Origin of the sequence: Collinsella aerofaciens, from assembly GCF_902501475.1 — a bacterium.
Classification (GTDB): domain Bacteria; phylum Actinomycetota; class Coriobacteriia; order Coriobacteriales; family Coriobacteriaceae; genus Collinsella; species Collinsella aerofaciens_AL.
In genome coordinates, this window is sequence record NZ_CABWIF010000008.1 from 1 (window position 1) to 21,913 (window position 21,913).

Annotated in this window: 17 protein-coding genes and 3 tRNA genes; 10 read left to right on the plus strand and 10 right to left on the minus strand. The window is 61.1% G+C overall.

Translation table 11 applies throughout. The features are described from left to right. The 4 genes from GDJ93_RS02320 to GDJ93_RS02335 form a co-directional block, all read left to right on the plus strand. On the plus strand, positions 1-868 hold an 868-nt coding region (locus GDJ93_RS02320), incomplete at its 5' end, for an IS3 family transposase (protein ID WP_226812426.1). Positions 869-1,370: 502 nt separating this feature from the next. Continuing rightward, positions 1,371-3,926 (plus strand): transcription termination factor Rho, encoded by a 2,556-nt coding sequence (rho, locus tag GDJ93_RS02325; RefSeq protein WP_226812427.1) that lies wholly within the window; start codon positions 1,371-1,373, stop codon positions 3,924-3,926. 313 nt (positions 3,927-4,239) lie between these two features. Beyond that, on the plus strand, positions 4,240-5,640 hold the full coding sequence (locus GDJ93_RS02330) for a hypothetical protein (protein ID WP_152067612.1): 1,401 nt from the start codon (positions 4,240-4,242) through the stop codon (positions 5,638-5,640). A 7-nt stretch (positions 5,641-5,647) separates the two neighbouring features. Next, positions 5,648-6,097: a VanZ family protein gene (locus GDJ93_RS02335; protein ID WP_152067613.1), complete on the plus strand. Its 450-nt coding sequence runs from the start codon at positions 5,648-5,650 to the stop codon at positions 6,095-6,097. 114 nt (positions 6,098-6,211) lie between these two features. Here GDJ93_RS02335 and GDJ93_RS02340 read toward each other — a convergent pair whose 3' ends face one another. Continuing rightward, positions 6,212-7,102 (minus strand): ROK family protein, encoded by an 891-nt coding sequence (locus GDJ93_RS02340; protein WP_006235486.1) that lies wholly within the window; start codon positions 7,100-7,102, stop codon positions 6,212-6,214. Between the two features lie 141 nt (positions 7,103-7,243). Further along, positions 7,244-8,425 (minus strand): pyridoxal phosphate-dependent aminotransferase, encoded by a 1,182-nt coding sequence (locus GDJ93_RS02345; protein ID WP_152067614.1) that lies wholly within the window; start codon positions 8,423-8,425, stop codon positions 7,244-7,246. 166 nt (positions 8,426-8,591) lie between these two features. On the opposite strand from GDJ93_RS02345, the gene GDJ93_RS02350 reads away from it, so the two are divergent. From GDJ93_RS02350 to GDJ93_RS02360, 3 genes are all read left to right on the plus strand, one after another. After that, a tRNA-His gene (locus tag GDJ93_RS02350) sits at positions 8,592-8,668 on the plus strand. A 22-nt stretch (positions 8,669-8,690) separates the two neighbouring features. Then, positions 8,691-8,766 (plus strand) — tRNA-Lys (locus GDJ93_RS02355). Positions 8,767-8,809: 43 nt separating this feature from the next. Continuing rightward, positions 8,810-8,885: transfer RNA gene (locus GDJ93_RS02360), tRNA-Lys, on the plus strand. Positions 8,886-9,100: 215 nt separating this feature from the next. On the opposite strand, the gene GDJ93_RS02365 is transcribed toward GDJ93_RS02360, so the two are convergent. The 3 genes from GDJ93_RS02365 to GDJ93_RS02375 all read right to left on the minus strand — a co-directional run bounded on the left by GDJ93_RS02365 (position 9,101) and on the right by GDJ93_RS02375 (position 12,641). Continuing rightward, a complete protein-coding gene (locus GDJ93_RS02365) occupies positions 9,101-10,627 on the minus strand; it encodes an FAD-dependent oxidoreductase (RefSeq protein WP_006235552.1) in 1,527 nt (508 codons plus the stop codon). A 256-nt stretch (positions 10,628-10,883) separates the two neighbouring features. Then, complete coding sequence (locus GDJ93_RS02370) at positions 10,884-11,888, minus strand: GGGtGRT protein (protein WP_152067615.1); 1,005 nt, start codon at positions 11,886-11,888, stop codon at positions 10,884-10,886. Positions 11,889-11,906: 18 nt separating this feature from the next. Next, entirely contained in the window at positions 11,907-12,641 is a 735-nt protein-coding gene (locus GDJ93_RS02375; RefSeq protein WP_152067616.1) for an iron-sulfur cluster assembly scaffold protein, read from the minus strand. Between the two features lie 403 nt (positions 12,642-13,044). On the opposite strand from GDJ93_RS02375, the gene GDJ93_RS02380 reads away from it, so the two are divergent. Then, positions 13,045-13,854 carry a transposase gene (locus GDJ93_RS02380; RefSeq protein ID WP_152067617.1) on the plus strand — a complete coding sequence of 270 codons (810 nt, stop codon included), beginning with the start codon at positions 13,045-13,047 and terminating at the stop codon, positions 13,852-13,854. A gap of 83 nt (positions 13,855-13,937) precedes the next feature. On the opposite strand, the gene sufU is transcribed toward GDJ93_RS02380, so the two are convergent. Genes sufU through sufC form a run of 5 tightly spaced genes read right to left on the minus strand, consistent with a single transcriptional unit; the run spans position 13,938 to position 19,177 of the window. Then, positions 13,938-14,366: a Fe-S cluster assembly sulfur transfer protein SufU gene (gene sufU / locus GDJ93_RS02385; RefSeq protein WP_152067618.1), complete on the minus strand. Its 429-nt coding sequence runs from the start codon at positions 14,364-14,366 to the stop codon at positions 13,938-13,940. Further along, a complete protein-coding gene (locus GDJ93_RS02390) occupies positions 14,359-15,684 on the minus strand; it encodes an aminotransferase class V-fold PLP-dependent enzyme (RefSeq protein ID WP_226812428.1) in 1,326 nt (441 codons plus the stop codon). The genes sufU and GDJ93_RS02390 overlap by 8 nt, the downstream gene beginning before the upstream one ends. Further along, positions 15,681-16,952: a SufB/SufD family protein gene (locus tag GDJ93_RS02395; protein ID WP_152067619.1), complete on the minus strand. Its 1,272-nt coding sequence runs from the start codon at positions 16,950-16,952 to the stop codon at positions 15,681-15,683. Before GDJ93_RS02395 ends, GDJ93_RS02390 begins: the two co-directional genes overlap by 4 nt. After that, on the minus strand, positions 16,952-18,364 hold the full coding sequence (sufB, locus tag GDJ93_RS02400; protein ID WP_117848423.1) for a Fe-S cluster assembly protein SufB: 1,413 nt from the start codon (positions 18,362-18,364) through the stop codon (positions 16,952-16,954). The genes GDJ93_RS02395 and sufB overlap by 1 nt, the downstream gene beginning before the upstream one ends. Positions 18,365-18,376: 12 nt before the next feature. After that, on the minus strand, positions 18,377-19,177 hold the full coding sequence (gene sufC, locus GDJ93_RS02405) for a Fe-S cluster assembly ATPase SufC (RefSeq protein WP_006235561.1): 801 nt from the start codon (positions 19,175-19,177) through the stop codon (positions 18,377-18,379). Between the two features lie 222 nt (positions 19,178-19,399). Here sufC and GDJ93_RS02410 point away from each other — a divergent pair, with 222 nt between their 5' ends. Continuing rightward, positions 19,400-19,831 carry an RrF2 family transcriptional regulator gene (locus tag GDJ93_RS02410; protein WP_152067620.1) on the plus strand — a complete coding sequence of 144 codons (432 nt, stop codon included), beginning with the start codon at positions 19,400-19,402 and terminating at the stop codon, positions 19,829-19,831. Between the two features lie 139 nt (positions 19,832-19,970). Next, positions 19,971-21,791 carry a VgrG-related protein gene (locus GDJ93_RS02415; RefSeq protein ID WP_152067621.1) on the plus strand — a complete coding sequence of 607 codons (1,821 nt, stop codon included), beginning with the start codon at positions 19,971-19,973 and terminating at the stop codon, positions 21,789-21,791. The last annotated feature ends 122 nt before the right edge of the window (positions 21,792-21,913 follow it).

Sequence of the window (21,913 nt, forward strand, 5' to 3'; positions counted from 1 at the left end):
GGCGAAGGCCGAAGCGGTCGCGGCCCTGCGCGCCGAGGGGCACGCGCTCGGGCACCTGCTCGCATGCGCCGAGCTCAAGCGGTCGACCTACTACTACGCCCTCGCGCACCCGCCGAGGCCCACGCGCCCCGAGCTCCGGGAGGCGGCCGCCGAGATCTTCTCGCGCACCGCCAACGGCTGCGGGCACCGGCAGATAGCGATGTGCCTCAGGGCGGAAGAGGGGGCCGTGATAGCCAACAAGACCGTGCTCAAGATGATGCGCGAGATGGGGATTCGCTGCGGGATCAGACGCGAGACGGCCTACCACAGGTACAACTCGTACAAGGGCGTCGTCGGCAGAACGTTCGAGAACGTGATCGCGAGGGATTTCGACGCCGGGGCCCCGTGGCAGAAGCTGGGGACGGACGTCACCGAGTTCAAGGTGGCCGGCGGCAAGGCCTACTGGGCCCCGACGCTGGACTTCTGCACCAAGGAGATCGTGGCGAGCGACATATCGACCACGCCCGACATGGCCCAGCAGGCGAGGATGCTCGACGAGCTGCTGTCCAAGATCCCCGAGGGCGCCGCCCCGACCATGCACTCGGACCGGGGCTGGCAGTACCAGCACGCCTCATACACATCCAGGCTCGAGGCCGCCGGCATCGTCCAGAGCATGTCCAGGAAGGCGAACTGCATCGACAATGCCGCCACCGAGCAGCTCTTCGGCCACGTCAAGGACGAGTTCTACAGGGGCCGCGAGTGGAAGACGTTCGAGGATTTCAAACGCGACCTGGAGGAATACATAGTCCACTGGAACACGAGCCGGAGGCAGGTAAGATTGAAGGGCCTGACCCCGGAGGAGTTCCGGAATCAGGCCCTCGCGGCCTAGTCGCTATTTAGGGCGTCCAAGATTTGGGGCGCAGTTCAGGAGGTCGGGCTTTTTGCAAACGCCGACGTATTGACGAATTTGGAACTGCTGGAAATACGAAACTATGCCGGTTTACTACGATGAAATGAGAAATTCCAACCACGCCGGCTTTTCGCAAAAAGTGCAAGGCATCTACCTGCGGTTTTAGTTCAACAAGTTTCGGAGTGGTCGCGGTTGAGCGATTCATCGTAGTAAACCGCCATAGTTTTGGCGGAGGCAGTCAGATTTGTGGGTGTTAAACCAAAAAGTGCCCCTTTTGACTAGTCGTTTAAGAGCGTTCCCAATGACTAAGTTGCAGGTGGCGACGGTTGTGTTACACTAACGCTGCGTATATGGCGCAATCATCTCGATACAGATCAATGATGTCCGTCGTTTTGAACGGAACTAGACTGTTTAGCCGCCCTGAAGGTTTATGCAGGGAGCATGTGATCACAGGGCTTGAAAAGAAAGTTGAGCAAACACTGTGTCTGATCAACAGCAAGAAAACGAAATAACGACGACGCAAGCCGCTCCCGCTGCACCGGTTGCGTCGGACCAAGTCGCGGCGCCCGCGCAAACCTCGGCTCCTGAGACGCCTAAGGCTGCAACGGCTGAGAAGGCCGTGCCTGCAACTGGTGAGGAGGCTGCTCCGGCAAAGCCCAAGCGTACGCGCCGCACGGCCAAGCCTGCCACTGACGGCGAGGAGGTCACCAAGCCCAAGCGCCGTACCACGCGCACGACGCGCGCCAAGCGCACCGTTGCTGCTGACTCCTCGGCGCCGATTTCCGATGAGGTCGCGCAGGCACGTGCGTTGGCGCAGATTAGCGAGGCTCAGGTGGTGCGCGCCCGCCGTCGTGCTGCCGAGCGCGAGGCCGCGGCTCTGACCGAGCTTGCAGCTCCGTCTGTGCCCGAGACGCCTGCCGCCACCGAGACCCCTGTCGCCGACCAGCCGACCGAGAAGCCGGTACCGCGCACACGCCGTCGCACGGCTGCTAAGGCCGAGCAGGTTGCCGATCAGGTAACCCCCGAGCTCACTGAGGCTTCGGTCCGTTCCGCGGCAGGGGAGGGCACATCGCCTGTTGAGCTCGCTGCGCCTGTCGAGGCCAGCGAAGTTCCCGTTGTCGATCCGGCTTTGCGCCCGCACCGTCGCGGTCGCAAGCCCAAGGCCTTCGTCGAGGCAGAGAAGGCCGCAGCCGCAGCTGCAGCCGCTCGGGATGCTGCGGCGACCGCCGAGTCTGCAACCGCTGCCGATGCACCCGTCCAGGATGCTACGACTTCCGAGGCCGCTCCCGCCGATGTCGAGCCCGCCGACGTCCGTCCTGGTCGCAGCCATCGTACTGCTGCTAAGCGCACGTCCAAGGCCAAGACTGCCAAGAAGGGTGCGTCCGAGGATTCCGCCGAGACGACCGCCGATGCATCGACTGATGCCGCCGAGCCCCAAGACGTCGAACAGTCTGCGTCCGAGAAGCCCAAGCGCGGTCGTAAGAAGTCCGCTAAGGCCAAGGCGTCCGAGCAGCAGGCCGAGGCCGAGCTGCAGGGCGATTCCAAGGCCGAGGCCAGCGATGATACTGCGGCTAACGCCGATGCCGCCGCAACCGATGGCGCCGCGCCCGCCGAGGCCGAAGACGGCGCTCGCCCCAACCGTCGCCAGCACAAGCGCAACGACGAGCGCAACGAGCGCAAGGACGAGCGCAACAACGACCGCCGCAACCGCCAGCGCGATCGCAAGCAGCGCAACAAGGAGCGTAATGCCGCTCCCACCGAGCCCACGCTTTCGCGCGAGGAGCTCGCGGCCATGAAGGTCGCCGAGCTGCGCGAGAAGGCCAAGGAGTTCGAGATTGAGACGACCGGCAAGAAGAAAGCCGAGCTCGTCGAGGAGATCTACGTCACCGCCGCGAAGGCCGAGGGCTTCCGCGACATCAAGGGCATCCTGCAGATTCGTCCGGACAGCTCCGGTATCATCCATGCCCATGGCTACATGAAGTCCAACGACGACGCCTTCGTGCCCGCCTACCTCATCCGCTCCGCGCGTCTGCGCACGGGCGACGTCATCGAGGGCTCGCTTCGTCCTTCGCGCGGCGGCGACAAGCGCGCCGGCCTCGCCAAAATCACGACCGTCAACGGTCTAGACCCCGAGCAGATTCGCAACCGCCCCAAGTTCGGTGACCTCACCCCGGTCTATCCCAACGAGCCGCTGCGCATGGAGCATGGCAAGGACTCCATTACCGGTCGCGCCATCGACATCGTGTCGCCGATCGGCAAGGGTCAGCGTGGCTTGATCGTGTCCCCGCCCAAGGCCGGCAAGACCACAATCCTCAAGAAGATCTGCCAGTCTATCTCGATTAACAACCCCGAGGTGCACCTCATCTGCCTGCTCGTCGACGAGCGCCCCGAAGAGGTTACCGATATGCAGCGTTCCATCAAGGGCGAGGTTGTGGCGTCGACCTTCGATATGCCCGCCGACAACCACACTCGTGTGGCAGAGCTCGTCATCGAGCGCGCCAAGCGCATCGTGGAGCTGGGCGGCGATGTCGTGGTGGTGCTCGACTCCATCACGCGTCTTGCCCGCGCCTACAACTTGGCGGCGCCCGCCTCAGGCCGCATCCTTTCGGGCGGCGTCGATTCGGCGGCACTGTATCCGCCCAAGCGCTTCCTGGGCGCAGCCCGCAATATCGAGAACGGTGGCTCGCTCACCATCCTGGCCTCTGCCCTCATCGACACCGGCTCCAAGATGGACGAGGTCATCTTTGAGGAGTTCAAGGGCACCGGCAACATGGAGCTCAAGCTCGACCGCGACCTGGCCGACCGCCGCATCTTCCCGGCTATCGACCCCGTTGCCTCCGGTACGCGTAACGAGGACCTGTTGGTTGACGAGCAGATGCGTCCGTTTGTCTTTGGCCTGCGTCGCATTCTTGCCGGCATGAACAACACCGAGCGCGCAGCTGCGTCGTTTATCAAGGGTCTTAAGGGCACCAACACCAACCAGGAGTTCCTGGTGCGTTCGGCCAAAAAGCACAGCGACTACGAGCAGACGTTCTAGGTTGTCATCCACACGCAGCGATAGTCATCAATGCAATAAAGGGTCGGGGCTTTGAGCCTCGGCCCTTTTCTATATCGCCGCTCCGCGCTTATTTTTGACCATAAGACTGGCAAGCAGCAGGTTTCCCGTTTCAATCCGACATCGTCGCTTGCAATCGACAGGGCGGTTTCGCATAATAGCTTTTAAGCTTCGCGACGGATAACGCAGATGAAACGAACCATATACCGTTGCTTTGGGGCATAGCCCCGCTTCATCTTCTCTCGCGCAGCCAACTGAATGATGCGATTTGGGTGCTGGAAGATGGGGAGAGCTCATGGCTTCTTCTGATGCAACACAACGAGCAGTCCTTGCCGGACTTTCGTGCGGGATCGGCCTTGCCGCTCCCGTGGTTATGTATGCCGCGACGCTGCCGTTTTCGTCTGTGAACGAGACGGTCGTGGCGGGTGCGGTTCCCTTCGCCGTGGGCGCGGTGGCGGGCGTGGGCATCTATGCCGCCTCGCTGGGTATCTCCGAGTATCGTGCGCAGCGTGAAGAGCGTCTGTTCCAGCCCGATGCCATGGGCGGTGCCGCCAATCTCAATCAGCATCAAAGCGAGTTCAAGACCGCCTCGATTTCAGCTCAGCAGCAGGATGCGACTCCTTACGCTGCGGCTTCTGATTCTCAGGCTCAGGCGGAGCAGTCTACCTCGGCATTCCTTTCCGGCCTGACTGGTGCGTTCCAGCGCCGTCATGCCGATGATGGTGTCCCTACCATCGCTCGAGCCGCAGATGCTATGGACGAGGACGAGGCTTGGTCCATGATCGACAGTATGCTTGACGACGATTCGCCGGTGAGCTGCGACCCTGCACACTCGCGCGACGTCTATCAAGTCGCCATCGACGAGCTCACCAACGGCGGGCAGACCGGCTCCTTCAATCGCGACGACATCGCCGCCGCGGCACGCGCCGTGTCTGGCTCCCAGGCCGCCCCTGCGGGCAGCACGGCGGCTTTCGTGGCACTCGTCGCCAACGCGGCAGCCAATAACGCCTACAGCGCTACCTCGGCGGACGCGAACGCTTCTGCCGACAATTCGTACGTTGATGAAGCCATGGCCGCGGACGAGGAGGCCGTTGCCGCCCGCCGTGCCGCCGAAAGCTCGCTGTGGGGCGCTCCTGCCCAGCAGCAGGCGGCTGAGGCTGCGCCGTACAATGTAAACCTCGCCAGCATGCCTATCATCTCCGGTGCCGCGGATATCGATTTCGATGACCTCGATGAGCCTGCAGCCATCACCGCATCGATTGATGCCCAAGATCGCATCGACACCGGCGACCTTCCGGATGCCTCACTCGAGGTTGATGTCCCTATGGCCGATTACTCGGGCCACGAGGACATGTGGGCCGCCGCCACCGCGATTCTGGATGAGATTGACGAGCCCGCTCCTGTTGCAGCCCCCGCTCCCGTCGCTGCCTCTCAGCCTGCTGCCCCCGCCTATGTCGGCCGTCACAGCGCTGCGTTCCCCGAGGATACTGCCCGTATCTCGCGCGAGAGCATCGAGCGGGCCGAGGCTATTGCCGCCGGCATTATGGAAAACCGTCGTCACGAGCGCGTCAATCAGATCCTCGAGGAAGAGATCGAGCGCCTGCAGTCCTCTACCGCCAAGCGTACGGGCCGTGCCTACCTGAGCGTCATCGAGGGCGGTACCGCCAGCTTCGCGCCGCTCCGCGCGGAGGCATAACTTCTGCATGGTTAAGATCAATCGAAAATGGGCGGTTGTAACCTGCCTGATGGTGCTCTTGATCTGGGGCAATTCGCTGGTTCCCGGCTCGGGGTCGGGCTCGCTGAGCCTAACGGTCATGGAAGCTATCCGCGGTTTCCTGCACAGCGTGGGACTTCCATATGAATGGGTGACCAACTTTGTTGTTCGCAAGTGCGCGCATTTTACCGAGTATATGGTGCTCGGCATCTTGGCAACGCACGCCTTTGATTTTGAGGGCCGGCGCACCTTTGACGTGCTGCTGCCCACGGCGGTGTTCCTGCTGCTGATTCCCTCGATCGACGAGACGATTCAGCTCTTTGTGCCGGGACGCGCCGGCATGATCACCGATGTGATGATCGACTGCTGTGGAGCGGCAACGGGCGTTGTGCTCCGATATCTCTTACGGTCGCTGATGTGCGCCAAAAAAGCCGCCTAGGACGTATTGTTTGGTCCTAGGCGGCCTTTTTTATTTGAGGGGTTATATGAGGCGTGGTGGCGTCGTTCCGTAGGTTGGATTTGCCGAGCGCGCCACGCCCTGTGGGTGCGTCTGCTACTGAAGCGCCTGTGCGCCCAGGGCCAGGCAGCCCATGATGCCCTGCTTGCCCTCGAGGCTGTTGTTGACAATATAGGAATCGATGTCGTTGACCTCGGGCGTGACGATATAGCCGTTGAGCATCTCGGCGCACTTTTTGCGTGCGAGCGGCACGATGGGGGTGTGGTCGGCCACGCCGCCGCCGATGATGATCTTTTGCGGTGCGTAGCACAGCGTGTAGGTCATGAGCGCCTGTGCCAGATAGCCTGCGAGCAGGTCCATGGCCTCCGGGTCATCGGCCATGTCTCCGGCGCTCTTGCCATCCCAGCGCTTTTTAACGCCAGGGCCGGCGATGAGGCCCTCGAGGCAGTTGTCATGGAAGGGGCAGGCGCTATGCTCGCCGATGGTGTCGCGCGGGTCGCGCGTGACCAGGATGTGGCCGGCTTCGGGATGCATCATGCCGTGCACGAGCTTACCGCCCGAGAGCACGCCGGCGCCCACGCCGGTGCCGATGGTCAGGTAGACCACGTCGGTGAGGCCCTGGGCGCAACCAAAGGTGACCTCGCCCAAGCAGGCAACGTTGACGTCGGTGTCGTAGCCACAGGGAATATTGAGCTCGTTTTGGATGGTGCCCAGCAGATCAAAGTAGCGCCATGCCGTTTTGGGCGTCTCCAGGATCTTGCCGTATTGGGGCGACGCGGGGTTGACTGCGGTGGGGCCAAAGGCGCCGATGCCCAGCGCGGCGATGCCCTTGTCGGCAAACCATGCATTGACGGCCTCAACGGTCTCCTGCGGGGTCGTGGTCGCGATCTGCTCACGCTCCAGGACCGTACCGTCTGCATAGCCCGTGGCGCAGACCATCTTGGTGCCGCCGGCCTCGAGCGCTCCGATAAGCTGCTGTTCTGCCATAGTATTCCTCTCTCTGGGACGAGTTGCTCCGTGACTAAAGTATAGGGCTCTAAACTATTTAAGAAAGCGTTATAAAAAGAAGCCTCGCAACGCGGCGGGCGGTGCGAGGCTTCTTTGGTTGCTTTAGTTGCTGGGCCGTCCTTACCCGCGCGGTTTGATTTTATCACGCAGGGACTTGAGGTTCTCCAGCGCCGCGTTGAGCGTCTCGTCACGCTTGGCAAAGTGGAAACGAATCAGATGGTTGACGGGCTCGCGGAAGAAGCTCGAGCCGGGCACTGCGCCCACGCCCACCTTAGACGCGAGGTCCTCGCAGAACTCGAGGTCGCTGTCGTAGCCAAACTCAGAGATATCCATCATCACGTAGTAGGCGCCCTGCGGCACGTTATGCTCAAGACCGATGCTGTCGAGTCCCTGGCAGAACAGGTCGCGTTTGGCGGTGTAGAGGTCGAGGACCTCATCGTAATAGCTGTCGTCGAAGTTGAGGGCAGTGACAACGGCTTCCTGCAGGGGAGCGGCGGCACCCACGGTGAGGAAGTCGTGGACCTTCTTGATGCGCTCGGTGATCTGGGCCGGGGCAATGGTGTAGCCAAGACGCCAGCCGGTGATGGAGTACGTCTTAGACAGCGAACTGCAGCTGATGGTTCGCTCGAACATGCCGGGCAGCGTGGCCATATAGACGTGCTCGTGGGGCGCGTAGACGATGTGCTCGTATACCTCGTCGGTAATGCAGTAGGCGTCGTACTTTTTGCAGAGGTCGGCGATAAAGGTGAGCTCCTCGCGCGTAAAGACCTTGCCGCAGGGGTTGGAAGGGTTGCACAGGACGATGGCCTTGGGGTCGTTGTCGCGGAAGGCCGCCTCGAGTGTCTCGCGGTCAAAGTCGAATGTGGGCGGGTTGAGCGGCACGTAGATGGGCTCGGCACCCGAAAGGATCGTGTCGGCGCCGTAGTTCTCGTAGAACGGCGAGAAGATGACGACCTTATCGCCGGGGTTCGTGACCGTCATCATGGCGGCCATCATGGCCTCGGTGGAGCCGCAGGTGACTACGATATTCTCGTTGGGGTTCACCGGCATGCCCATAAAGTGCTCCTGTTTGGCGGCGAGCGCCTCGCGCATGGCCTGGGAGCCCCAGGTGATGGAGTACTGGTGATAGAGCGGCTTGGGGTCGCTGGCTATGGTGCTGAGGCTATCGAGCAGCTGCGCCGGGGGATCGAAGTCAGGGAAGCCCTGCGAGAGATTGACAGCGCCGTACTTATTGGAGATGCGTGTCATGCGGCGGATGACCGAATCGGTAAATCTTGCCGTGCGGTTGGAGAGTTCTTTCATGACGGTCCTTTCGAGGATTTGCAGTGGGGCAAGTTTACTCCTGTGAAACCGGTGGGATTTGCTCGAAATGGTCTCGAAAAACTCTTTTCAAAATTCTTGAAAATTGGGGCTTGCATCGCGTGGCGTTCCTTGCAATAATAGTCGAGCGCGAAGCGCACAGGACACGGTGGGTGTAGCTCAGTTGGCTAGAGCGACGGGTTGTGGTCCCGTAGGTCGAGGGTTCGAGTCCCTTTACCCACCCCAGTTCTTGCTTCGTGTTGATATCGGGTCGTTAGCTCAGTTGGTAGAGCAGGGGACTCTTAATCCCAAGGTCCAGGGTTCGACCCCCTGACGGCCCACCACACGATATCTCCTCTAAAGTCCGCCACAACGGACTTTAGCTTTGGGTCGTTAGCTCAGTTGGTAGAGCAGGGGACTCTTAATCCCAAGGTCCAGGGTTCGACCCCCTGACGGCCCACCAAAGCATTGTAAAGCGGCTGGCTTCGGCTGGTCGCTTTTTTTGTTGACCTTTCATGGGGTCGAACCCGTCGGGACGCGAAGTTGGGGAAACTGCACCGTGATTCCCTTAGGGAAACACGGCTAAAGCCCCATAAACGTGCTCTCCTTATGAGAATTATGCTCACGGGGCTCGATGCATGTTGAGAAGTTGTGATCAAACTCAAAGTGAGAATCGATTTAGTCTGCTCGATAGTGCGATCCGAGACTTTCGGTTCGCTTGCGCATGGCTTTGACCATTTCCTGTGCCAGCTGAATCTGCGATTGCAGGCGGGCGAGGGCTGCGACTTCGCTGTCCTGGGCTTTCTGTGTGCTCAAGGTCGTTGCCTCCGTCTTCAAGCCCTCAAGCTCGTGTAGTGCCTCGGATAGGCCTGTTTCGGTCCTGTTGATCATGCAAAAGGTGCTCATCGTGTGCCTAAGGCTGTGTGTCAGGCGTTCGGCATCTGTTGTGGCAATGCCGTACTGGGGGAGGGTGATATCCGCCTTCAGGGCCGCCTCAGGCTCTTTCTGCGCTGTGAGGGCTGCCGATGCGCCCGCGATACGTCCGAATACGATGCCGTTGGCGCTTGATAAGCCACCAATGCGGTCGGCGCCGTGCATGCCGCCTGTCGCCTCGCCGCAAGCGTAGAGGCCCTCAACGCCCGTGTGCGCGGTCTTATCGATCTTGATGCCGCCGTTAGCGGCGTGGGCATACATCGCAACGCGCATCTCGTCAGTCGGGGCGATGCCGTGCTCGTCTTGCAGCCAGGTGGCAAAGGTCTGCACAAACTCTGGGACATCCTCGCGGGGGAAGTCGTAGTGGAGTGCCAGGCCTTCGACACCTGCCTGATCGATGACGAGATCGATAGCGCGGGAGGCCAAGCGTGACGTGAAGGGACCATATCCAGAGCGCTGCTCGAGCAGGTCGTTCAGCTTGTCGTCGGCAATATCTACCGGCTGGTCTACATGCACGTAGCGCCAGGTTTTCTCGTTGAAGACCAAGTTACGCCTGGGCTCGATGAAGCCGGGCATCATCTGCATGAACTCTATATTAGTAAGTGTTGCGCCGTGCGCCAGTGCGATGGCCTGCGAGGAGCTGAGCACATCAGCCGACGTAAGGCTGCGCTCGAACAGGCCGCCTGTGCCACCGGCTGCGATGATCGTGGCCTTGGCAGCAAAGGGCACGATTCGATTTTCGGTAAGGTCGTAGAGTACGGTTCCGGTTATTCTGCCGTTCGTGTCCTCAACAAGGTCGATAAGCTCATGGCGGGGGAGTAGGCGAATGCCGAGCGACTCGATCCAGGTCGTCAGAGCGTCCTCAAGGGGCTTGCGGGTGAGGCCGCGCCACATGCGCGTCTTGCGGTCAAAGCAGGGGATAAATTGCTTTTGTTGAGCACTCTTGGCGCTTTGCGGACGCTGGAGCTCAACGCCCAGGTCTTGCTCGAGCCAGTCAATCGCTTGGGGAATGCCGTGGACGAACGTTTGGACGAGTTCGGGGTCGGCGACACCGCCGCCGACGGTCTGGATGGTGTCGATGAGGTCCTGCTCGTCGTCTTCGTCGACGGGACCGATGAGGCCGAGGCCCCAGGTACCCGGGAAGAAGCTCGATCCACTCATGGTCTTGCCGGCGCTTGCCACAGTGACGGTTGCACCCGTGCGTGCCGCTTCGATGGCGGCACAAAGGCCCGCAATGCCAGATCCAATTACCAGTACATCAGTCGATTCCATCGGATTCCTTTCTCGTCCGGCGCATTGTCGCACGGGTGATCGGCAATGGGGCCGCAAAGACCCGTCAAATCGGTAAAGGGCAAATATGGCAGGTGGGCGTCATGGACGCTCTGACGCTCCATCTCTTCACATCTTGTATTTCGCCCCAGCTGATATATCGGCATTAGATACCCTGCGCCAGCGCAAACAAAAAGAGCCGCTACCTCGAAAGGTAGCGGCTCCAAAGCTCAACTATCTGAGCATCGCGCGGGCGCGATTAGGCCTTGAGGGCCTCTTCGACGGCGACAGCGCAGGCGACGGTGGCACCGACCATGGGGTTGTTGCCCATGCCGATGAGACCCATCATGTCGACGTGCGCAGGCACGGAGGAAGAACCGGCGAACTGGGCGTCGGAGTGCATGCGGCCCATGGTGTCGGTCATGCCGTAAGAGGCAGGGCCGGCGCCCATGTTGTCCGGGTGCAGGGTACGGCCAGTGCCGCCACCAGAAGCGACGGAGAAGTACTTCTTGCCAGCCTCGAGGCGCTCCTTCTTGTAGGTGCCAGCGACGGGGTGCTGGAAGCGCGTGGGGTTGGTGGAGTTACCGGTGATCGAGATGTCGACGTTCTCGTGCCACATGATGGCAACGCCCTCGCGGACGTCGTCGGAGCCGTAGCAGTTAACGGCAGCGCGGGGACCATCGGAGTAGGGGATGGTCTCGACGACCTTGAGCTCGCCCGTGTAGTAGTCGAACTGGGTCTTCACGTAGGTGAAGCCGTTGATGCGGGCGATGATCTGAGCGGCGTCCTTGCCCAGACCGTTGAGGATAACGCGCAGCGGCTTCTTGCGAGCCTTGTTGGCGTTCAGAGCCAGGCCGATAGCGCCCTCAGCGGCAGCGAAGGACTCGTGGCCGGCCAGGAAGGCGAAGCACTCGGTGTCGTCGGAGAGCAGCATAGCGCCCAGGTTGCCGTGGCCCAGACCGACCTTGCGGTCCTCGGCGACGGAGCCGGGAACGGTGAAGGCCTGGATGCCCTCGCCGATGATGGCGGCAGCCTCAGAAGCGGACTTGGCGTCACGCTTGACAGCGAGAGCGCAGCCGAGGGTGTAGGCCCACTCGGCGTTCTGGAAGGCGATGGACTGGGTGTTGTTGACGATCTCACGCGGGTTGAAGCCCTTGTCGGTGCAGATCTGCAGAGCTTCCTCGAGGGAGGCGATGCCGTTGTCGGCGAGGCACTTGTTGATCTTGTCAGCGCGGCGCTCGTAACCTTCGAACGTAACAGTCATAGTTATTTCCCTCCCTTTCTACTCGTGAACCGGGAACACGCTGGCGACGGAGTGAGTCTCCTCGTCGGTGCGCGGGTCGATGTACTTGGCAGCGTTCTCCCACTGACCATAGTGGCCCATAGCGCCAGCGATGGCCTCCTCGGGGGTCTTGCCGGCCTTGACGGCGTCGGTGAACTTGCCGAGGTTCAGGAACTCGAATGCGATGATCTCGTTCTTGTCGTTGAGAGCCATGCGGGTGACGTAGCCCTGAGCGAGCTCGAGGTAACGAGCGCCCTTGGTCTTGGTGCCGAACATGGTGCCGACCTGAGAGCGAAGGCCCTTGCCGAGGTCGTCGAGGGAGGCGCCCACGGGCAGGCCGCCCTCGGAGAACGCGGTCTGGCTGCGGCCGTAAACGATCTGCAGGAAGATCTCGCGCATAGCAACGTTGATGGCGTCGCAGACGAGGTCGGTGTTGAGGGCCTCGAGGATGGTCTTACCGGGAAGGATCTCGGAAGCCATGGCGGCAGAGTGGGTCATGCCCGAGCAGCCGATGGTCTCAACGAGGGCCTCCTCGATGATGCCGTCCTTGACGTTCAGCGTGAGCTTGCAGGCGCCCTGCTGAGGTGCGCACCAACCCACACCGTGCGTAAGACCGGAGATGTCGGAAATCTCCTTAGCCTGGACCCACTTGCCCTCCTCGGGGATGGGTGCGGGGCCGTGGTATGCACCCTTGGCAACGGGGCACATGTTCTCCACTTCCTGTGAGTACTGCATGCCTCTCCTCTCTATCGTGTTGGCGTCCCGTCTGGGGGTCGTGGCTGGCGATTGCCGGGCGACCCTTCGAAAGGGACATGACATGCAGCCCCTATAATACCGCGAAATGCACGGAATATTCGGCGAACGGCTCAGTTTTCGTAGCGAGAAGTCCGGAAGTTTTAATTGAAACGGTTTAACTCTATGTTCTGTGGTCGCGAACTTCCGTAGAGGGGGTCCGTCTTGGGCAAGCTTTTGGTCAGCTCTTGTAAGCGTTGCGGGGGTTGACCTGTTGTAACGGTGCCGTTCGCCGCCTGTTTACTGCCTTTTGCCGCGCGAGTGTATTGTTTTGCGTGAATGTTTTGATGGCACGCTTCAATCGTGCTGTATTGGATGGCAAGCAGATCCCGGCGAAGGGAGCGCCATGCAGCGCGTTTGGAGAACGGTTACCGGCTTTTACCATGTCTGTGCCCGCGGTATGGGCAAGCAGCTCATCTTTGAGGGCGATGAAGACCGGTGGGAGTTTTTGGAGCTGATGCGCGAGTGTTGCCGCGAGGAGGGTGTGACGGTTATCGCTTGGTGCCTTATGGGCAATCACGTGCATTTGGTGCTTGCAGATTACGAGGACAGGATGAGTGCGGCGATGCATCGGCTGCTTTTGACGTACGCGCGGCGGTTCAATAAACGCACGGGGCGCACAGGCCATCTGTTCCAGAACCGTTTTGACCGGCGCTCGCTCGATACCGACTGGCAGGTGATGGAGGCTATTCGCTCTGTACACGCCGATCCGCAGGATGCGGGCGTTAGCCTAATCGAGCGTTATCCCTGGAGCAGCTTCGCGGAGCATTTGTGCGCTTACGACGGTGACGCGGCTGATGTCGCGAGGGGATTTTCTGATCCTTCTTGCGTGCTTGAGCTCTTTGGTTCTGCCGAGGACTTTATTGCCTATTCGCTTTCGACGCCCGACGGCGGCGAGCCAGCGCTGCGCGATATGAAAGAGACAGAGTGGGAACGCCACGCCTTTGCCGATAAGTTGGCGAAGAGCCTCGGGGCTCCGCTCCATGGGGTTAAAGACGCACCGCCTGCGCAGCGTGATACCGTTATTGTTGGATTGCACGATGCCGGTTTCACGGTGCGCCAGATTGAGCGCTATACCGGGATTGGCAAAAGTAGCGTCTCTCGTATTGTGCGTGCTTATGCGCAGATGGACGCGCAGGCCGAGGGCTCGAGATAAAGGCAGAAAAGAAAATGGCCGAATCGCGAAAGTTAAGCGATTCGGCCAACAGAATTCTTCAGAGTTGAGACAAATATTACTGATTATTTTTGCCCCTCGAGCATGCCGTCGAGGGTGCGCCAGGCGAGCTCGGCGCACTTGACGCGGGCGGGCATGTGCGAGATGTCCTGGAGCTGGGCGGCCTCGTCCAGGTCTTCCAGGTCCTCCTCGGAGAGCCGCTCGCCGCGGATCATAGCGAGGAAGAGCTCTGCCAAGCGGTGAGCTTCCTCGACGGTCTCGCCGGTGATGAGGTCGGCCATGATGTCGGCACTGGCCTGACTGATGGCGCAGCCGTGGCCGGTAAAGGAGGCCTCCTCGATCACGCCGTTCTCGACTCGTAGCTGCAAGGTGAGCTCGTCGCCGCAGCTGGGGTTGATGCCGTCGTGCTCGTGCGTGGGGGCATCCATCTCGTACTTGTAGTCGGGGTGCGAGTTGTGCTCCATAAACGTGGTGGAGGTGTACAGATTACCCATTGAACGTGCTCCAAACGTGATGCAGGCCGGCGATGAACTTATCGATGTCGGCCTTGTCGTTGTAGAAGGCCACGCTGGCGCGGCAGCAGGCGAGGTTCTCGACGCCCAGCCAGGTAAGCAGCGGCTGCGCGCAGTGGTGACCGGCGCGGATGCACACGCCGTCCATGTCCATGATGCTCGCGACGTCGTGCGGGTGGATACCCTTGACGTTAAAGCTCACGACGCCGTGATGGTTGTCCCAGTAGATGGAGCCGATGATCTGGACAAAGTCGAGCTGCATGAGCTCGCCCATCAGGTAGTGGACGAGTGCCTGCTCGCGTGCCTGGATGTTTTCGTAGCCAACCGTGTTGACGAGGTAGTCGAGTGCCGCACCCGTGGCGAAGATGCCGGCGGCGTCCTGCGTGCCGGCCTCGAACTTCTCAGGGACGGGCGCCCAGACGGCGTCCTGCTCGGTGACGGAATCGATCATCTCGCCGCCGGTGAGCATGGGCGGCATGGCGTTGAGCAGGTCCATCTTGCCCCACAGCACGCCGATGCCCATGGGGCCCATGGCCTTGTGCGCGCTAAAGGCAAAGAAGTCGGCGCCCAGGTCGGCCACGTTGACCGGCATGTGCGGCAGCGACTGCGCACCGTCGACGACCAGGTAGCCGCCGTACTCGTGCACGAGTTTGCCGAGGTTCTTGACCGGGTTCTCGACGCCCAGCACGTTGGAGACCTGGCCCACGGCCAGGATCTTGGTCTTGGGACCAACCTTGGTAAGAACTTCCTCGGTGGTGAGCTGGCCGGTCTTGGTGGGGTAGAGGTAGACGAGCTTGGCGCCGGTCTCGCGGCAGACCTGCTGCCACGGAATCAGGTTGGAGTGGTGCTCCATGATGGTAATGACGACCTCGTCACCGGGCTCGAGCACCGTGGGCGCAAAGCTCTTGGCGACCAGGTTGAGCGACTCGCTCGTGTTGCGGGTGAAGACGACCTCGTTGGCCTGTGAGGCGCCGATGAGGTCGGCGATCTGCTGGCGGACCTTCGCGATGGCCTCGGTGGCCTCGACGGACAGCGAGTACAGGCCGCGCAGGGGGTTGGCGTTCATACGCTGGTAGAAGTCGCGCTCGGCGTCGAGCACGCAGGCAGGGCGCTGCGCGGTGGCGGCACTATCGAGGAAGGCGATCTCGGGGTGCTGCTGAAACAGCGGGAACTGCGCCTTGTAGGGGTTGGTCTCGATGTCCACAGTGGGCCAGCCGCGCGAAGCCTCGTCGCTGGCGTCGAGCTCCATGGGCTCGGGGGCAGTACAGGTGTCGCATTTAACGTGCTCGGTGTCGATCATGCGAGCTCCTCTTCAAAGTTGTCGATCAGGTTGTTGCCAAGGCGGACGACGGCTGCGCGGGTGCGCTCGTCGGTGGCGGAAAGCGCGGCGTCCTCCAGCTTGGCGCGGATGAACAGGTCCTCGGCGGCGTTTTGGTCAAGGCCGCGACAGGCGAGGTAGAACAGCTGCTCGTCGCGGACGTGACCGATGGTGGCGCCGTGGTTGCCGGCGACGTCGTCCTCGTCGCAGAGAATGACGGGAACGGTCTTGTTGTCGACGCCCTTGTTGGCCAAAAGCACCGTCTCGCGCTCGGTGCCGGTTGCACCCTTGCAGCCGTGCACGAGGTCGATGGTGCCGCGGTAGACCTTCTTGGACGTGCCGGTCAGCACGCCGTTGGCGTCGATCTCGCACTCGGTCTTGCGACCGCGGTGGCGCAGCTCGTAGTTAAAGTCGCGCACCTGCTCTCGGGCGCCCAGGTAGTCAGTATCGATGGTGACCTTGGCGGTATCGCCTAGCAGGTCGCCGGCAAGGCCGGTGGCGCTGGCGCCAGCACCCAGGACGGTGTGCTGCACGTTGACGCGCGCGCCCTCGTCCAGGAACAGGCCGGTGTCGTCGAGCGCGATCCAGCTATCGTCGAGCGTCTGCGTGCAGGTCACGTTGACGGTGGCGTACTCGTGGGCGCACACGCGTAGCACGGAGCCCACGACACCCTCGCCGGTAACGGGGGAGTCCAGGGCAATAAGCAGATCGAGCGTTGACTGAGGACGGGCGACGACGTCGATGGCGGCGATGGCCGCGGCTGCATCGACACCGCTCACGCGCACGGTAACCGTGGCGTGCTTGTATGCGGGTGCATCGATGACGATGCGCTTGGTAGCGTGCTCGGCCAAGTAGGCGTAGGCAGCCTCACCCATGCCGGTTTCGAAGGCCTCAGCAGGGGAGAGCTCTTCCTCGAGCTTAATGGCGCCGGCCTGGTAGACGGAGGTTGCGGGCACGTCGAGCTCGGTCTCGGGCGTGATGCGGGCGCGGTCGGCGGCATCGCCGGGCGCGGAGGCGCGGCGCTCGGGGAAGCGCTCGGCGATGGCTTCCATGGCGGCATCGAAGGCGTCGTCCGAGCCGGCAAACTGCTCGTCCAGGCCCTCGACCTCAACGGTCTCGGTGGGAGCGGCGGCAAGCTCGTCAGAGAGCTCGAGCTTGGTCTGGTTCATCTTGAGCCAACCCCAAGTGGCGGCCGGCATCGCGTTGACCTGCTCGAGCGTGGTGGCAGCGGTGTTGGTTTCCTGTTTCATTATCCGATCGCTCCTTCCATCTCGAGCTTGATCAGGTTGTTCATCTCGACGGCGTACTCCAGCGGCAGCTCCTTGGAGACCGGGTTGGCAAAGCCGTTGACGATCATGGTGCGGGCCTCTTCCTCCGAGATGCCGCGGCTCATCAGGTAGAACACCTTATCGTCGCCGATACGTCCGATGGTGGCCTCGTGGCCGATGTCGACGTTCTTGGCGCGGATGTCCATGGCCGGGATGGTGTCGGAGCGGCTCTGGTCGTCGAGCATCAGTGACTGGCAGCTCACGGTTGCCTTGGAGCCCTCGGCCTTGGGTGTGGCAACGATAGAGCTGCGAAACGTCTGGATGCCGCCGCTCTTGGAGATGCCCTTGGTCTCGACGGTTGCCGAGGTCTCGGGCGCGTTGAGCACGACCTTGCAGCCGGTGTCGAGGTTCTGCCCGGCGCCGGCAAAGGTGATGCCGGTAAAGCTCGAGCGGGCGCGACGACCGTTGAGCACGCTCATGGGGTAGAGGTAGCCCACGTGGCTACCGAAGGAGCCACTGATCCACTCGATGTCGCCGTCCTCGTCCACGCGCGCACGCTTGGTGTTGAGGTTGTACATGTTCTTGGACCAGTTCTCGATGGTCGAGTAGCGCAGGTGCGCACGCTTGCCCACAAAGAGCTCGACGGCGCCGGCGTGGAGGTTGGCTACGTTGTACTTGGGCGCGGAGCAACCCTCGATAAAGTGCAGGTCGGCGTCGTCCTCGACGATGATGAGCGTGTGCTCAAACTGGCCGGCGCCCTTGGCGTTAAGACGGAAGTAGCTCTGCAGCGGGAAGTCGAGCTTGGTGCCCTTGGGCACGTAGACAAACGAGCCGCCCGACCATACGGCGCCGTGCAGGGCCGCAAACTTGTGGTCGGTGGGCGGGATGAGCGTCATAAACTTCTCGTGGATGAGCGGTTCCCACTGCGGGTCGTGCAGGGCCTCCTCGATGCCGGAGTAGACGATGCCCATCTTAGACGCTGTGTCCTGCATGTTGTGGTAGACGAGCTCGGAGTCGTACTGCGCGCCGACGCCTGCCAGATAGCTGCGCTCGGCCTCGGGGATGCCCAGGCGCTCAAAGGTGCTCTTGATGTCGTCGGGCACCGACTCCCAGTCGTGCTTTTGGTCGGTGTTGGGCTTGACATAGGTGACGATGTTATCCATGTCCAGGCCCTCGATGGAGGGGCCCCACGTCGGGTCGGGAAAACGATTAAAAATCTCGAGGGACTTTAAGCGCAGGTCGAGCATCCACTGCGGCTCGTCCTTCTTGGCGCTGATCTCGCGCACGATGTCGGGCGTGATGCCGGCGTCGAGGCGCTCAAATCCCTCCTCGCCATAGGTGAAGTCGTAGAGGCTGCGGTCGATGTCCGCGACCTCGGTGCGGTTCTTGGTCATTGCGTCGCCCCTTTACGCCTGCTGCTCGGCAGCGGCGGCCTCGGCCTGGGCGCGCTGCTCGGCGGCCTCGCGCTCGAAGGTCTCAAAGCCGTTCTTGTCGATCCAGGGGATCAGCGAGGCGTCGTCCTCGCGCACGATGTGACCCTTGACCATAACGTGGACGCGGTCGACATCCAGGTGCTCCAGGATGCGCGTGTTGTGCGTGATGATGAGCATGGAGCCGTCGCAGCTCTTGCGGTAGGCGTCCATGCCATGACTGACGGTGGAAAGGGCGTCGACGTCCAGGCCGGAGTCAGTCTCGTCCAGGATGGCCAGCTTGGGCTGCAGCAGCAGAAGCTGGAGCATCTCGACCTTCTTTTTCTCGCCGCCCGAGAAACCCACGCCCAGCTCGCGGTTGAGGTAGGCGGTATCCATGTTGAGCTCGGCCGCGAGCTCCTTCACGCGGCGGCGGAACTCCTTGCCCTTCATCTCCAGGCCGGGGCGGCCGGCGATGCTGGCGCGCAAAAAGCTCGACAGTGGCACGCCCGGAATCTCGACCGGGGCCTGGAAGCTCAGGAACAGGCCGGCGCGCGAACGCTTGTCGGTGGTGAGCTCGGTGATGTCCTGGCCGTCAAAGACGATGCGGCCGTCGTTGACCGTGTAGACGGGGTCGCCCATGACCAGGTGGCCGAGGGTGGACTTGCCGGCGCCGTTGGGTCCCATCAGCACGTGGGTCTCGCCGGCGGCGACGTTGAGGTTGACGTTGTGGAGGATGGTCTTCTCGTCCACGGAGGCGGTCAGACCTTCGATGGAAAGCAGCGGATTTGCGCTCATGCTGTCCCTCTCTGTATATGGTGTACTCATAGGTGTACTAAACCCTAGGAATCTTCTCGGAATAAAGTTACTATGGGTTCGGCGTTAGTCAAGGGAAAACCCGACTAATCCACTCGACTTTTTAGATGTGGGACATAATAATCAGGTTTGTTTGCCCCGCGTGCATAAGATTTGGGACAAACACTCCTGGTATTTTGTCCCAGCAACGATGGGAGGGTAGGTATGCTCATTTCTTCCAAGGGCCGCTATGCCCTCCGGCTGATGATCTATATCGCGGCGCTCGGTGACGCCGAGGGCAAGATTGCCCTGCGCGAGGTTGCCGACCGCGAGCATATCTCGCAAAAGTATTTGGAGCAGCTGGTTCGTCCGCTTATGAAGGCGGGCCTGCTTAAGAGCGTGCGCGGCAAGGGCGGCGGCTACATGATGGCCAAGGATCCCTCCGAGGTACGTGCGGGTGACATCCTGCGCGCCGTCGAGGGCAGCACGGCTCCAGTGGCGTGCGATGGCATCGACAACAGCTGCACTCGCAGCGATCTTTGCTCGACCGTCAAGTTCTGGCGCGGCCTGGACGACGTGATCGAAAAGTACGTCGACGGCGTGACGTTGGCCGACCTGGCCGCCGTTCCCGAGATCAACTTTGACATTAAGCTGTAGGTTGAGCGCAATTCCTTAAGATTTCGCGGAGGGTTGTTGCCGTTTACCGAGGGGTTGTTGTGCAACAACGGGCGAGCTGCAATACTTACTCTTATCTTTGCAAACTGCACTTTAACTATACCAATGCAGGGAGGATCTTATGCAGCCCAAGCATTCTGCTATTGTCGCGGGCCTGACGCTGGCGCTTTCGTTTGGCGCCATTTCCGCGCCGGCACCCGCCGCTGCCGAGGAGCCCACGCCGGGCGTTGCCTCGGATGCCACCGATATCGATAAGGGTCTCTACACCCAGCAGTCCTTCTCGGGCGTGCTGAGGTCGGTCCAGGGCGTTTCGTTTGTCAACGTGACTCCCGAGATGAAGTACTTTACCAAGTACGAGAGCCATGGCAACTACAACCAGGGCTTTTCGTACGGTGACGGCTATAACGCGCTGGGTTATTACCAGTTCGACCGTCGTTGGTCGCTCATTCCGTTTATGAAGCAGGTCTACAACTACAACCCCGAAAAATACAGCATGCTCAAGGATGCGATTGATCGCGGCAGCGAGATTTCCAACGCGAACAATCCCATGTCCGAGAACGGTCAGCTCACCGAGCTGGGCCGTATCGCGCAGGAGGCTTTCCAGGGTGCTTACAACACCGATCCTGTTGAGTTCTCAGCACTTCAAGATGCCTATGCGTACAACTCGTACTATGCGGTGACCGAGGCGTGGCTCAAGAGCGGCCTGGGTATTGATATTTCGGGCCGCGCCGATTGCGTCAAGGGCATGGTGTGGAGCATTACCAACATGTGCGGCACTGGTGGCTGCAGGGACTTTTTCCGCTGGGCGAATCTTTCCAACGATATGTCCGACCGCGAGTTTGTGACGGCGCTCTCCAATAGCGTGGTCAACAATGTTGCCACCAAGTTTTCAAGTCAGCCCCAGTATCATGAGGGCTGGAAGAATCGTTATAAGAATGAGCTGAAGGACTGCTTGGTTTATATTGCCGAGGACGAGGCCGCTGCCGCTGCGACGCCCGTGCGGCCCGAGCCTACGCCGGCGCCCTCGCCGACGCCTGATTCGAATGACGACTCGAGTGACGATGCCAACGATGACAGGATGGATGCGCCCTCGACCGATGCTGACGGTAATGGCTCTGCTGGTGGCACTACCAACGACGGCTCTACCTCGAACGGCTCCAATTCGAACGGCTCTGCTGCGGGCGATTCGTCTTCAAGCTCTGCCGGCAATACGGACAGCGACGCTTCTGGTTCGACCGACGCTGACACCTCTAACTCATCCACCGGCTCGAGCGATTCGTCCGTTGACACCGGCTCTAACAACGGCTCCGGCTCTGACGCAACCCCTGATTCCGATGCTTCCAAGGACGATTCGAATAAGGCGCCGGACGCTCCCGTTGCTTCGCCGGACAAGAAGCCTTCTTTCTCCGAGCAGCTTGGTTCTACGCTGGGTTCTTCGCTGATGGCTGGCGTTAATAACGGTTCGGCCCAGAACAAGGACAACTCTGATCAGGCTTCCACGGAAAAGACCGAAGCCGTAAAGGGCGACTCCAAGGACAAGGCTTCCGAGAAGACCGAATCCGATAAGGGTTCTAGCTCTGAGGAGAAGGACGACAAGTCCACTCAGAAGAAGGACGAGGGTAAGAAGTCTGAATCTGAGGAGAAGGACGAGAACAAGGACAAGACCGAGGACGGAAAGCAGCAGGGCGAGGACGGCGGTAAGAGCAACACCGACAAACAGGTCCATGAGCAAAATGACTCCAAAACGGTGACCACTACGACCACGACGACTACAACGACCAAGTCATCTGGCGGTAACATGCCCAAGACGGGCGACCTTATCGTTATGGCGAGCCTTGCCAGCGCGAGCTTGGCCACACTGGGCGCTACGTCTATCGTAAGTGGTAAGCATAAGCTCGATCAGCAGAAGAAGGCTTCTGGGGAGGATGGCTCGGAGGAGTAGCCTTTCAGATTGTTTTCAAAGCGTTTGAGACGGGGTCCGGTGCAGCCGCATCGGATCCCGTTTTTGTTGCACAACGATTTGTTATGCCCCCTCGGGGCGTCAGTTGCTACCGTTGCCCGAAA